General features: G+C 45.2%; 10 protein-coding genes. 4 read left to right on the top strand and 6 right to left on the bottom strand.

Annotation, left to right across the window (positions count from 1 at the left end; translation table 11 throughout):
* Nucleotides 1-20: 20 nt before the first annotated feature.
* From VHA02S_RS14805 to VHA02S_RS14820, 4 genes are all read right to left on the bottom strand, one after another.
* Nucleotides 21-1,346 carry a DUF1501 domain-containing protein gene (locus tag VHA02S_RS14805; protein WP_038898966.1) on the bottom strand — a complete coding sequence of 442 codons (1,326 nt, stop codon included), beginning with the start codon at nt 1,344-1,346 and terminating at the stop codon, nt 21-23.
* Between the two features lie 9 nt (nt 1,347-1,355).
* Complete coding sequence (locus VHA02S_RS14810) at nt 1,356-2,918, bottom strand: DUF1800 domain-containing protein (RefSeq protein ID WP_038898965.1); 1,563 nt, start codon at nt 2,916-2,918, stop codon at nt 1,356-1,358.
* A 785-nt stretch (nt 2,919-3,703) separates the two neighbouring features.
* Nucleotides 3,704-4,966 carry a hydroxymethylglutaryl-CoA reductase gene (locus VHA02S_RS14815; protein WP_038898964.1) on the bottom strand — a complete coding sequence of 421 codons (1,263 nt, stop codon included), beginning with the start codon at nt 4,964-4,966 and terminating at the stop codon, nt 3,704-3,706.
* A gap of 541 nt (nt 4,967-5,507) precedes the next feature.
* Complete coding sequence (locus VHA02S_RS14820; RefSeq protein WP_017189079.1) at nt 5,508-6,521, bottom strand: helix-turn-helix domain-containing protein; 1,014 nt, start codon at nt 6,519-6,521, stop codon at nt 5,508-5,510.
* A gap of 160 nt (nt 6,522-6,681) precedes the next feature.
* On the opposite strand from VHA02S_RS14820, the gene VHA02S_RS14825 reads away from it, so the two are divergent.
* From VHA02S_RS14825 to VHA02S_RS14840, 4 genes are read left to right on the top strand one after another with little or no spacing between them, the layout of a single operon-like run.
* Nucleotides 6,682-7,803, top strand: a complete 1,122-nt coding sequence (locus VHA02S_RS14825; RefSeq protein WP_005446916.1) for an HlyD family secretion protein — start codon at nt 6,682-6,684, stop codon at nt 7,801-7,803.
* Nucleotides 7,793-8,806, top strand: a complete 1,014-nt coding sequence (locus VHA02S_RS14830; RefSeq protein WP_038898963.1) for a DUF2955 domain-containing protein — start codon at nt 7,793-7,795, stop codon at nt 8,804-8,806. The genes VHA02S_RS14825 and VHA02S_RS14830 overlap by 11 nt, the downstream gene beginning before the upstream one ends.
* Nucleotides 8,807-8,835: 29 nt before the next feature.
* On the top strand, nt 8,836-9,957 hold the full coding sequence (locus VHA02S_RS14835) for an AI-2E family transporter (RefSeq protein ID WP_009701207.1): 1,122 nt from the start codon (nt 8,836-8,838) through the stop codon (nt 9,955-9,957).
* Nucleotides 9,954-10,610, top strand: a complete 657-nt coding sequence (locus VHA02S_RS14840) for a potassium channel family protein (protein ID WP_005446913.1) — start codon at nt 9,954-9,956, stop codon at nt 10,608-10,610. Before VHA02S_RS14835 ends, VHA02S_RS14840 begins: the two co-directional genes overlap by 4 nt.
* 70 nt (nt 10,611-10,680) lie before the next feature.
* On the opposite strand, the gene manA is transcribed toward VHA02S_RS14840, so the two are convergent.
* Both manA and VHA02S_RS14850 read right to left on the bottom strand, forming a co-directional pair.
* Nucleotides 10,681-11,904, bottom strand: coding sequence for a mannose-6-phosphate isomerase, class I (gene manA / locus VHA02S_RS14845; protein WP_038898962.1), 1,224 nt, complete (start codon nt 11,902-11,904; stop codon nt 10,681-10,683).
* Nucleotides 11,905-12,022: 118 nt separating this feature from the next.
* Nucleotides 12,023-13,363 carry an MFS transporter gene (locus tag VHA02S_RS14850; protein WP_005435249.1) on the bottom strand — a complete coding sequence of 447 codons (1,341 nt, stop codon included), beginning with the start codon at nt 13,361-13,363 and terminating at the stop codon, nt 12,023-12,025.

Below are 13,363 nucleotides of genomic sequence, written 5' to 3' on the forward strand. Positions count from 1 at the left end.
TGCGTACTGGATTGCAGCAGCTATGACATAAAGCCAAGGTTAGAGGAAGGGAAGTTGCGTATATTTGGGAACACGTAATCCATTGCTGTCCCATCAGTAATGCCCATCCATTGAGCTAAGGTTGCACCTACTTGATCAGTGCCGATTCTTGGAATCAAACGCCCTTTAGAGTAATCATCTTCACCATCTAGTATCAATTCGGGCCAAGTTCCAATTGGTTGAAAACCATTTACCGCGCCTCCCATCACAAATTGATGTCCACCCCAGCCATGATCGGTACCATTGCCATTATTTGTCATGCGTCGCCCAAAGTCAGACATGGTAAATGTAGTGACATTGTCACGCATTCCAAGTGCATCAATAGCGCGATACATAGCGAACAGGTTAGTCGCCAAGTCTTCTAGCAATGCAGGATGTTTTGAAAGCTGTGAATCATGAACATCGTAACCAGTATGTTTAACAAAGAACACTTGTCGTTGTTGGTTTAATTGGCTCTGGCTTGCGATAAGCTTGTAAACCGTCTGCATCTGTTTCCCTAGCGTTGTAGAGGTAAAAAGTGGCGCATTGTCGACGTTATGCAGTTGCTCAGCTAACACACCACTCATGGTCATTGATTCATCCACCATGAGATTAAAATGCCCGCTGAATGGATTATCGGGAGAAGTGGCTAACAACTGATCGTACACTTCTTTGTAAAGCGGGTTTCCAATCGCACTCAACTGAACGGCGCGGTCCTTTTTCAAAACTGTTTGCCTATGTTCAAGTGAGCGCAACCATAAGGAGTCACCATGAACACTGTAGAGTGGAGTAATCTCAGACGTTCGTCCCATTATGTCGAGCATACGTCCTGCCCAACCAAGGTTTGAAAACGTATCCATACCGCCACGCATCAGAGTTTTGGTCTGCGAGTTGTGAGAAAAGAGTTGATCCGGTAAGGGCACTTCGCCAGACTCGATCATCTGCTTTGACATTGGCTGTTCAAGTACGCCACTGTTCAGGACGACCGTCGCATCGCCATTTTCAAAGACCTCCGTTAATCGAGCCAACTTAGGGTGCACCCCCAAAGGCACCTCATTTCCTCGATTATCTCTGGCGTTTAAGCCAATCGGAATGACGGTATTTTTTGCGACCGATAACTTACCGCGCACGCTGGCATATTGATCATAATGAAAGTCGGAGAGTGGCAAGAAGGTATTGATTGCATCGTTACCGCCATCCATATAAACACAGATCAAAGCGCGGAAGTCATTGCTCGGTGTCGCTAGTGCGTAGCCTGATAAGCCGACAGAAGCAAAAGCACCCAAAGAAGCGGTACCTTTCATAAAGTTGCGTCGTGAGAGTTTCATAATTCGCTCCTAATCTTGAATGTAGAATTCGCTGCCCGAAATTGCTGTGAAAATCACTAAAGCAAGTTTGGTTTTCGGTACGTAACTGGCTTGGTAATTATCGAGCACCTCAATCATGAGTTGTTTTAGCTCTGGTGAAGCGGTTCCAGCAAAGAAACGCATGTCGACACGATCAACTAAAGCGTTATGGTCATCGAGGAGTTGATAAAGTTCATCCATATTGAGCGTGTAAGTCGATTCGGAACCTTTGCGCACGCTATAAAGCATGAAGTTCACCAGTTCGGTGTATACCGACCAATCAAACAGTTCATATTCCGGTGCAACTAAACCATTAAAGACAAAGTCTTTTGACGGCTGATAATCAGGAGAGTAGAAGTTGAACACGGATGGAGAGCGCAATGGTCCTTGATTCGCGATATTCATCAAGGATACTGCGTTGTCGTAACGTGCCGCTGTCAGAGTAAAACCAGCAGCGCGATGGAAATTAGTGATGACCAAGATTGGCTCTTTAACTTTAATTGGTTGGTTCGATGTCAATCCTCGTGCTTCGTCGTCGAGAAGAATCGCTTTAATTACCGCGTGCAAATCGCCTTTCACGCCCTTGCCATTGTTATTGAACGTACTAGCAACGCGAGCAATATACTCTGGCGTTGGGTTTGAGGTGACAAATCGCTGAATGAGCAATTTAGAAACAAAAGGGGCGATGTTGTCATGAGCCATTAAGATATCAATGACAAGTTCGAGCTCTTCTTCTGCATTTAAACCAGCAGGGATAGTGGACCCAAGCACGACTTTCTCGTTGGTATCATGAAGGCTGTTTACCACTCGCATTGGTAACACAAAGTCGACATCCGACTTATTCCAGCCAGTTAGAGCTCGAGCGAGTTCTTGAATATCGTTTTGTGAATAGGTAGCAAGGGGTTGCCCGGTGTCATGATTAAACTTAACACTGCCATCGAGGTTGAGTTGATATAACCCAATAGTGAACAGCTGCATCAGCTCGCGAGCAAAATTTTCGTCAGGTAGTGCGCCGGTTGTTGGGTTTTCTTTCGTACTCCCCATCATAGATAGGTAATTTCCCATTGCAGGGTGTTTAGCCGCTTTGAGCAACAAATCCTTATAGTTGCCAAACGCATTCTCAACGAGTAAGTCGTAATAGCTGACTAGTCCGGTTGGCTTGCTCGATAAGAAACCGCCATTTTTTGAGACCACCAGAATCTGACTTAATGCAAACGCCATTCTCTGACGCAGTTGATCTTCGGAGGTTAAAACAATTTGATACCAAGCGTTTTCTCTATTTGCTTGGGCTCCTTTGCTGAAAGGAGTGAAGTAAAGATCACTGTGATAGGTGGGTGGGAGAAGTATTTGTTCTGTAATCCACGTGTCATAACTGGTTTGGTTTATCTGGTCTATCAAAGCAGGAGTTGGACCAAATGTCGTTTGATATAAAAATCGTGCGGTCGCTTGGTCAGTGTCGTCTTCGTCAGCCGACACTGGTCCCACAAAGAACAGCAGCATGGCAACAAAGCCCAGTACCCAACAAGAAATTTCATTTTGCTTCTGACGTTTCATCGTTAACTCTCTTACCCAAAGGAACGACTTAAATCCATTTAACGGGAGTAATGAAGCTCTTAATGAGCTAATTAATAAATTCAGTTAAATCAAGCAGCTGCAGAACGGATTATAGACGGTAAAAATCACTATCAAAGTTGTTAATTGCAGAAAATAGTCTTGCTGAAGGTTAATTTTTAATGAGAAAAAATAATAAGTGACTGAATAATCGGTGAGCAATGTGATGTGAGCCATCTCAAATAAAATATGAAACTTTTTTGAATTCATACTTTGAGAACGAGAACGTTTGAGTCAGGTTTGACCGAAAAGTGCAAATTGATATAACACTTAGTTGTGATTTTATGAGCTTTTAAAGAAATTTTGAATAAGAAATGAAACCATCAAGCGTGACGAGTTAAACCGTTCACGAAAGATGAGGGTTTTAGGTGTTCTGTGTATTTATACAGTAGTGCGCTGCAACCGTAGTTTCTTGGGTTTAATAATAGAAACCACTCTACGATGAGGATCTGTTGCTCTTTCGCGGTTAAATTTTGTTCGGATTGGACGCCTAGTTATTCTAAGCAAATATTCCTAAACAAAGCATAAAACGATTTTCGCCGGGAGCGACTAACCGAACCCTTCGGGCAGCGTTTGTTGGTCATTTGTATTGCGTTATCAACTTCTCGTGTAGGCTAGCTACACAGCAAAGTCTTTGCCTTGTAAAAGTAGCCAACAATTCGCTGCAAAAATCAATTCGAAAGGTTAACAGAGCCTAAAAAAGAGTGGTTTTATTGGATTTCGTGTGACTATTTTCTTGCTAGCTTATGGTGCGCGCGGGAGAAATGATCGGCACAGAAAGCACCAACAATAGAAAGCTCACCCGCTAAACACAGACCAGCTGCCACTTCTGCCAACGCTTTCGCTTTGCCATTTCCATGCAAGCCAAGTATATCCAAACATGCTTTCTGAGTTGGTAAGCCAGTACCGCCGCCAACAGTTCCAACCATGATGTTTGGTAAAGTTACGGAGGCATATAGATTGCCGTTAGAATCCACATCCATTCGAGTAATACCAACTGCTGATTCTGCAACGCAAGCCGCGTCTTGTCCGCATGCGATGTACAAAGCGGTGAGGGCATTGGCATAGTGCGCATTAATACCGATAGTGCCGCTTAGTAATCCACCGACCGTATTCATCTTGCCAAATTTCACCATGGCATCTGGTGTCGTGTGCAGGTATTTCTCAACCAATGCCGCAGGGATTGTAACCTCAGCGGATACTTTTTTACCGCGGACTGAACGCAACGTGTGTGCGTTGGCTTTTTTATCACCAGACAAGTTGCCATCTAGGTAAGCATCAAGCGGAGTGACTGGACTGTGTTCAAGAATGTAATGGAATACTTTGTGCGTCGCGATGGTCACCATGTTCTGACCAGACGCGTCGCCCGTCACGTATTCAAACACGAGGTAAACATGATTGCCCTCAATGTTAACGTTGATGTCTTTGAGTTTGCCGTGCGTAGTGGTTGATTCCGCTTCTTTACGGAAGATATCGTATTGAGTCACTACCCAACTGACGAACTGCGCGGCTTCTGCAAGTGATTGGAAACCAAACACGGGAGTACGGCTCACACCTTCGCTGATTAAAAGGGTACTCGCACCACCAGCAGCAGTAATTAAGTTGGCTCCGCGGTTGTAAGACGCCACCAATGCAGCTTCCGTTGTTGCAAGTGGTACTAAATAGTCGTCGCTTGCGTACAGACCGTTAATACGCAAAGGACCTGCAACACCAACAGGAACGTTTACCGTGCCAATAAAGTGCTCTATGTTGTTGGCGTATTGGTGGTAATGCGATTGCGTGAAAGGATCTAAGAGAAGATCTTTGTCTGTCATCGATTCCAGCACGTTCCAACGGCGTTGAATGTGCTTCTTCGTCAGACCTGCACTGAGGCAAAGTTTCTTTCCTGGCTTGTGGTATTTCGGTTCTAATGCCGATTGTACTTTTTCGCAGGTTCCATTCTCAGAAAGTGCAGAGCTTTTCCTTGCGCTGTCTAAATTTAATTTCGGCATACAAACGTTTCTTTATTCATTTGGTTTGGAATTGTAGTGATACAAAACGTGATTACAATCCCGTGTATACGTTTTGCAACAAAAGGCTGCTCAGCTTCAAATTGAACAATGCGCGGCTTGAGCGGAAGATTGCTTGATATCGATCAGATAACAAATAAGGAATACGATGGGGTATTAATATAACGCATTGAAAATACGGCATTATAAAGCATGCATAACGTCGACGTAGGAAGGTAAGAAACGGGCAAGTCGGTAAATTCTTCCTATTGTAAAGATTGTGCAAAGTGGATGAATTACTCTAATTTGAGACTTCAAAATGATTGGATTGAAATGTGTTTGAGTGGCGTAAAATGGTAAATAACTTGGTTTGCACCACGGCATAATAGCCCCACGTTTTCAATTGAGGGTAACGTATGATTGTTTACTTTCGAGTTCAGGACGTAGAAGTGCTGTGTGATGAGATAGACCTCGCAACACTGATGCAAGCCAAGCTCAAGCAATTACCAAGTACCAAGCCTCAAATGGACTGAGCAGTATAACGTCACGAAGTGCTGGATGCGTTCAGCGCAATAGACTGTTTATACACTTTAGGAGATAACCCGGACACTCTTTTAAAGGCGCGCGAGAAGTGCGAAATACTGGTGTAGCCAAGTTGATTGGATATATAAGTGAGAGAGTGTCCTTCTTCCATCAATTCGCAAGAAACAGAGAACATCAATGACTCCTTAATATGTCGAAAAGAAGTCCCTTCATTCTTTAACTTTCTTTGAAAGGTTCGAACAGAATAGCTCAGCAATTGAGCCGCTTCTTCTATCGACAAATTACGCTCTCGCACATAAGGGCGCAGGAGTTCAAACACGCTATCGGTAAAACTCGTATGCCACTGAATCTGACTTGGTTCAGTGCCTAACTGTGAGTCTGATATTTGAATGGGTACGTTAAGAATGTCATCGGGAATGTAAACACCAGTCTTCTCTTGACCTACGAATATCTGGCACTGGCTAGGTACAACACTTTTTACGATGTCACTGTTGCTTCCTTGTAGGCGAACCTTGCTTGGATACCAAGTGGTTTTGGTCAAAATGCTGATGAGTTCCGTGATGTAAATGACAGCAAATGCTTCAGACCAGTCCGCAATTTGTGTGTCTTTTTGTTCAGAGAAACGACAGAACCAAGCGTGACCATGATGGGTTTCGAAACAAACGTTACTGCCGGGGGAGTCTAAACTGAATATCTCATCAATGTGCTGCATTGATTCGCCGATGGTTTGAAACGACACAAACTGATGCAGGACATTAGGTATGACGCGGCGGCGGAAGACTAACACTAATAAGTCGGTAAATTTTGTAATGCCCAGTTGAGAAGAAGTTAAATGAATCAAACGCTTTATCGATTCAGATGGGATGTAGTCACTCTCGGTCTGGAATAAGTCCGCAGGCAAACCGGCATCACTGAGCAATTTGTGTTTGTCCAAGCCATAGTCAGCAAAGACCTCGACCAGAATACGAGCATAGTTAGTCTGAATAACGGGTAGATGAAATGTTTGATTTGGCATCAAGCGAATACTCCATGTATGCCCAAGTGACCTTCAACCAATCTTAGCGCATAACGCACGGTTTTTGATATAGCTCGCTATTTATTCTTCAATTAATGGCAGGTTGGACAGGACGGTATATTCTTAAAATGTTCAATCTATTCAATGGCAAGGAGATAACATGTCCGAGAACGAAAACGAGAAACAGCCAACGGAAGTGGCGGAAAACAAAGAGACGAATAAAAAAGATAAAGTAAAGACGGTCACCAACTATCTGCTTTTATTTATTGTTGTCATGCTCGGCTTCAGCATTGTGTCAGATCGCATCATTCCAGTGACCGACAATGCGCGTGTTAAAGGTTATATCGTGCCAATAAAGCCCCAGGTTTCTGGCAATGTCCTCAATATTAATGTTCGTCCGAACCAACTTGTTGAAGAAGGCGATGAGCTCGCCGTTCTCGATAAATCTGACTATGAAATCGCGGTAAAGCAAGCCGAAGAGAATCTTGAAATCGCAGGGCAAAACGTTGGCGCGCAAACCGCATCAATCGCTTCGGCTCAAGCAAGGTTAACGTCTGCGATTGTTGAACGCCAAAACACTGAAGCGCAAGCCAACCGTGTTCTTGCCATGGCAGAGAAAGGTGTGGTTTCTAAATCGGATGCAGACAAAGCCAGAGCATCATTGGCAACGGCGAGAGCAAACGTAGTAAATGCAGAAGCGGATCTTGAAAAAGCGAAACAACAACTTGGCGCAGAAGGTGAAGAAAACAGCCAAGTCAAAGCAGCATTGCTGGCACTTGAGCAAGCTCAACTGAACTTAGAACGTACTGTGATTCGTGCGCCAACTCAAGGTGGTGTTTCGAACTTCAGTTTGACCGAAGGCTTCTACGCTTCAGCCGGTCAGCCAATCATGACGTTTGTGTCGACAGAAGATATTTGGATTGAAGCGTACTTCCGTGAAAACAGTTTAGGCAACGTTAGCATTGGTGACGAAGTAGAAATCGCCCTCGATTTTGTTCCTGGCAAAGTCATCAAAGGCAAAGTGAGCAGCATTGACTGGGGTGTTGATTGGGGACAAAACCAACAAGCGGGTAAGCTCGCGCAAGCCAACCAACAAACAGGCTGGTTACGCCAAACACAGATGCTACCAATCGCTATCGAGTTTGATCGTGAAGAGGTAACGGGAATGCTACGTGTTGGCGGGCAAGCAGACGTGATTGTATACAGCGGTGACAACTTCGTGTTCAACACCCTTGGCAAACTTTGGATTCGTCTACTGAGCGTACTGTCTTATGTCCGATAATCTGAGCATTGATAACGCAACTCAACGCCGGATTCTGCGCTTCACCATTGGTGTAGGTCTGGCGGTGTTTCTCGCTGCTTGGATTAATTGGCAACTGGCGTTTGTCGCGCCGGTATTTACCGCGAAGTTCTTGGTCGATAAGCCAAACCTTCATAGAGAAACGATTTACGAGTTGCTGCTGGCATTGATTGCCACCATGGGGTTGGGGTTGCTTCTTTCAGGAGGCATTACTCAGTACCCAATTGTTCTACTGATTGCCGTCGGTTTGATGATGGCATGGGGTTACTACTTGTTTACTGACCCCAAATGGAATCTGTTCGCGACCATTTTGTTGATTGCGGTGTTGATGTTGCCGTTTATGGCAATAAATAACCCAGCAATTTCTGTTGTGCTCGCGAGTGGCTTGGCAATTTCCGGTGCGGTATCGGTGGCGATTTTTGCCCTGGTTCATATTTATCTACCAGAGCCAGACAGTGAGTTCGCGGGTTATGCGGCTCCACCAATTGGTAAAGAACAACGTTGGCATGCGTCATTTCGAGCCATGTTGATTTCGTTTCCTGTGGTGTGCTTCTTCTTTGTCTTTCAGATTTCAGAAGCGCTGCTCACCATGATGTTTGTCGCGTTGCTGTCTTTGATGATTACGTCAGAGAAGTCAGTCAAATTAAGCGCGTTCTTAATCGTTAGTAACGGTATCGGCGGGATACTTGCCATCTTGGCTTTCTCGATTCTCGCCATTGTGCCAAGCATATTCTTTTACACCGCCTTTATTGCGTTATTGGCGGTATTGATAGGGAAGAAGATTTACACCGTGCCAGAGAAGGCACCGATATTCGCTACGGCGTTCAGTACCTTGCTTGTCTTGATCGGCAGCACGCTAATGAGCTCCGGAGATATCGACAGTAATACATTTATCCGAATCTTCCAATTGGTGTTGGTCGGGACGTACATGATCCTCGCATCACTCTTTTTGGAAACCCGACAATGGAAGTTTTTGCAAACATAACACTTAACAGACAGTGAAAAGGTAACGCTATGAAAGCTTCAAATGATTTCTCTAAACAGGCGATAGACGCCGCTATCAAGATCGGAGCCGTAGCGTTACTGATCTGGTGGTGTTTCTCTATCCTCAGTCCATTCATTATGTTGGTCGTGTGGGGCGGCATTATTGCCATCGCGCTCTACCCAGTCATGATGTCCCTTCATAATCGCTTAGGTATTTCAAAAGGTAAGGCGAGCGCACTCCTCAGCACTATTGGTGTGCTGTTACTCTTAATCCCACTTATCGCGCTCTCATCCGGTCTATATACCAGTGGTACCGAGGTCGTCACTGGGCTGCAAGACGGTACCTTAGTTGTACCCAAGCCGCAAGAAAGCTTGAAAGAGATCCCTGTCGTGGGCGACAAGCTGTTCGTTGCGATTAACTATGCATCGACCAACATGGAAGGCTTCTTGGTTAAGTATGGCGAACAAGTGAAAGGCTTCCTTTCTCAAGCAGCATCTATTGTTGGCTCGGTAAGTGGTGGTTTCATCCAGTTCATCATTTCGACCATGATTGCAGGTGCGTTCATGAGCAATGCTGAAGTTTGCCAAAAAGGTTTTACCAAGCTAGCAGACCGCCTTACCAACAAGAAAGGCGAAGCGTTGATTGATCTTTCAAAATCGACCGTTCGCAGTGTCGTCCAAGGTGTGATTGGCGTTGCACTGATTCAATCTGTCATGGCGGGTGTTGGTATGGTCGCAGTTGGCGTTCCTGCTGCTGCGCTTTGGATGGTTGCTGTGATACTGATTGCGATTGTTCAGTTGCCTCCGATTCTGGCATTGATTCCTGCGATTATTTACGTGTTTAGCGTCGAATCGACACTGGTTGCTGGCATCTTCCTAGTCTGGTGTATTTTGGTGAGCGCGAGTGATGCGGTACTGAAACCAGTACTTCTAAGCCGTGGTTCTGACACACCGATGCTTGTGACACTGTTGGGTGCACTGGGTGGTATGGCAATGTCTGGTATCGTAGGTCTGTTTGTTGGTGCTGTGGTATTGAGCCTGACTTACCAGTTGATGGTGAACTGGTTAGATGAAGATGACACTGAAGCAAACAAAGCACTGAGCATGGACCAAAAAGCGAAGGAGGAAGACAAAGCAGAGGTGGCATCATGAAACCGATGACCAGGGAAGATAACTTTTACTTTTTGTTCTTTGCACTTATTGCGTTGTTTTTTGGCTGTGCCGTGATGCATCAGTTTTATCCAGATGGGCAGGAATTTGTTCTTGCTCTTTTGGTGGTGACGCTAGGCGCTTCGATTGCAGGCATCAACAAGAAGAACAAATCCAATCGTACATGGTATGGTGTGTTACTGATTGTGGCCGTCATCTCCTATGGCATGTCGTTTTTAGAGCATTTAGACCTGTCCATTTTGACGCTAGGTGCATTACTGGTTTTCTTGTTTTCACATATATACTCGGCGCTAAAGCAGGTGGTGTTAACCAAGTCGGTCACGACAAACCACATCATCGGTTCGATTTGTATCTATCTGCTACTAGGGCTTGCGTGGGCGGTGATTTACTTGTTGGTGTTGGAGTTTTTCCCAAGCTCTTTCACTGGATTAGAAGCAAAACCTTGGCTGTCGAACTTGTTTAATGCTTTGTACTTTAGCTTTATCACATTAACGACAGTGGGCTATGGTGACATTTCACCAACGGTTCCAGTGGCTCAATTCTTTGTTTTCTTCGAGGCGATAGTAGGGAGCTTTTACCTAGCCATCATGGTGGCAAGTTTGGTGAGTATTCGTTTGGCTCAAGCCCAGAGTTAGCAAACAAATGAATGGTTTGAATGGCGGAGCTGAAAAGTCTCCGCCATTTTTGTTTTAAGATGAAATGAACTTAGCCGTTAAATGCACGAGCGACGCGACCTTCACAACGGATTGTGTAGCTTCCTACATAAGCTGGAATGAAAGCCGATTGCCCTTTGCCAAGCACCAATGTTTCACCGCTTTCTGCAAGTAGCGTCACGTCCGCATCGATCGGCATCAAGATTTCCGCACTGCTCATCTCAACTTGTTGATCTTTCGGCTGTTGGAAGACAGAGAATTTGAAGTCTTGTACAGGAACAGGGAAGTAATGCTCACAGCCGTTGATTGCTGCATGGGTTAGTAGCGTATTCATTGGTTTTGGGATGAAGTCGGTACACTTAACCAGTTCTTCCACATCCATGTGTTTTGGTGTTAAACCAGCGCGAAGTACGTTGTCTGAGTTCGCCATGATTTCCAGACCGGTGCCTTTAATGTAAGCATGAGGTGTTCTTGCGCTTAAGAACATGGCTTCACCGGGTTTAAGCGTAATAACATTCAGCAGTAAAGGGGCAAACAAACCCACGTCATTCGGGTACTGAGCAGCAAGGTCTAAAATCAATTCGCACACCGGGCGTACTTGGTTAGCTGCTGCGTAACTTAATAAGTGATCTACTGCGTGAACCTTGCGTGCTTCTTCCATGGAAAGAATCTCTACGAAGAACTGACACAACCCTTCTTGGTTGGGATTGCGCTCAAGTTGTTCTAAGTAGCCGTTGATTTCAGGAATGTCACACAGGCGGAACTCAGCGATGATTTCATCAAACGGACGAAAGCCGTTCATTGCTTGATATTCCGTTAGGGCGTAAACCAGTTCTGGCTTGTGGTTGGCATCTTTGTAATTCCGATTGAATGCACTCAGCGGTACAGCTAACTCTTGTTCTTTTGCATAACCGATCTCAGCATCTTGCTTGTTTGGGTGCACTTGAATTGACAAGGCTTTATCTGCTGCAAGAATCTTGAATAGGAAAGGTAGGTCACCAAAGGCGTCTGCCGTACTTTGGGATAGAAACGCTGACGGGTCCTGATTGATCAATTCTGATAATGAAACCATTGTACTCGAAGCAGTATTACTTCCTTGTTTAACGATAGAGCAACCATTCGGATGCGTACCCATCCAAACCTCGGCTTGAGGTTGTTGAGCTTCGTTAGCAAAGCCAAATAAATCGTGGATAGCCGTGCGGCTTCCCCAGTCGTAGTTTTGGATCTTATTGTCCATTTTGAAGAAGCATTTTGATGAAATAGTATTCGAATTCATGAATTTTACCCGTAGAAAACCCTCCGAACTGAATCGGAAGCAAAAAATAGTGGAGATTGGGCGGGTGAGTGGTTAACTCACCCTAAGAGGTGTAGAAGTCGCTTCTACAATCAGGTGTCTACAACCTAAGCTTGGGAGCGAGCGGCTTTCTTGAAGGTTGAGCCTGTAAGAACGGTAACAACAGCAAGCCAATAACGGCTGCGCATACCGAGATGGTGATAAAGAATCCAGTCCAGCTGTATTCTTCAAGAATCAATGCTAATGGGTAGCCAGAAAGTGCGGCACCCATGTAAGCAAACAAACCAACAAAGCCCGTTGCAGCACCAGCGGAATCTTTGTGTGAACATTCCGCTGCTGCCATTCCAATCAACATTTGTGGACCAAATACGAAGAAGCCAATTGAGAATAACCCCGCAGCTTGGAACGCAAAGTTGGTTAATGGCATCAACCACAACGCTGCGACAGATAGGAATATGCCTGCAGCAAACAAGAGGTTCATTGGACCTCGGTTACCACCGAACAGTTTATCCGATCCCCAACCAGCTACTAGAGAACCAACAAAGCCACCGATTTCAAACATCGACAATGCTGCGTTGGCATTGATTAGACTGTAGTGGTGTTGTTCTGTCAGGTACAAATTCCCCCAGTCATTGATGGCGGTGCGCACGATGTAAACCAGTACATAGCTAAATGCGAGCAACCAAATGTACTTGTTGTTGAACACGTATTGTTTGAGGATTTCTTTATAACTCAGACCTTGCCCGTGATTTTCTTGCGCGAGTTCTAACTTGTCATCACGCCATTGACCAACCGTTGGCAGTCCTTGAGTGGTCGGTTTATCGCGCAAGCGCCAACAAACAATGACACCAAGAATGACGCCGATAACGCCCGGTACGATAAAGCCTTCTCGCCAGCTGTAATGGAATGTAAGAAATCCAACGAGTAGGGGAATTAAAGCGCCGCCTACGTTATGGGCGGTGTTCCAAATTGCCCACAAGAAACCACGTTCTGAGCGCGAATACCAAGTCGTAAGTAACTTAGAGCACGAAGGCCAACCCCAACCTTGGAACCAAGCGTTCATCACCCAAAGTGCAGCGAGTGCAACCAAAGAGCTAGAGAAGCCAAACGCAATATTGATAAGACCCGTCGCGATTAAACCGACACCCATGAAAAAGCGAGGGTTAGAACGGTCAGAAATGGTGCCCGAGATAAACTTCGATAAACCATAGGTGATGTAGAAAAGCGTACCAATCATACCGATATCGGCTTTATCTAAACCTAAATCAGCAATCATCGCGGGAGCAGCGTAGTTAAACGTTTTACGAGTGAAGTAAAAGCCTGCATAACCAAGATACATACCCAGCATGATGTGTAGACGCCAATAGCGGTAGCGTTCGTCCACTTGGTCTTTGCTAAGGGGAGCTTGGTTATAGCTCGGAGACTGAAATAATCCAAACAT

The organism is Vibrio harveyi NBRC 15634 = ATCC 14126 = KCTC 12724 (assembly GCF_001591145.1).
GTDB classification, from domain to species: Bacteria; Pseudomonadota; Gammaproteobacteria; order Enterobacterales; family Vibrionaceae; genus Vibrio; species Vibrio harveyi.

Coding starts and splice junctions, on each gene's coding strand:
- VHA02S_RS14850 (WP_005435249.1), bottom strand. CDS start 13,363: ATGTTTGGATTATTTCAGTCTCCGAGCTATAACCAAGCTCCCCTTAGC.
- VHA02S_RS14820 (WP_017189079.1), bottom strand. CDS start 6,521: ATGCCAAATCAAACATTTCATCTACCCGTTATTCAGACTAACTATGCT.
- VHA02S_RS14805 (WP_038898966.1), bottom strand. CDS start 1,346: ATGAAACTCTCACGACGCAACTTTATGAAAGGTACCGCTTCTTTGGGT.
- VHA02S_RS14825 (WP_005446916.1), top strand. CDS start 6,682: ATGTCCGAGAACGAAAACGAGAAACAGCCAACGGAAGTGGCGGAAAAC.
- manA (WP_038898962.1), bottom strand. CDS start 11,904: ATGAATTCGAATACTATTTCATCAAAATGCTTCTTCAAAATGGACAAT.
- VHA02S_RS14840 (WP_005446913.1), top strand. CDS start 9,954: ATGAAACCGATGACCAGGGAAGATAACTTTTACTTTTTGTTCTTTGCA.
- VHA02S_RS14815 (WP_038898964.1), bottom strand. CDS start 4,966: ATGCCGAAATTAAATTTAGACAGCGCAAGGAAAAGCTCTGCACTTTCT.
- VHA02S_RS14830 (WP_038898963.1), top strand. CDS start 7,793: ATGTCCGATAATCTGAGCATTGATAACGCAACTCAACGCCGGATTCTG.
- VHA02S_RS14835 (WP_009701207.1), top strand. CDS start 8,836: ATGAAAGCTTCAAATGATTTCTCTAAACAGGCGATAGACGCCGCTATC.
- VHA02S_RS14810 (WP_038898965.1), bottom strand. CDS start 2,918: ATGAAACGTCAGAAGCAAAATGAAATTTCTTGTTGGGTACTGGGCTTT.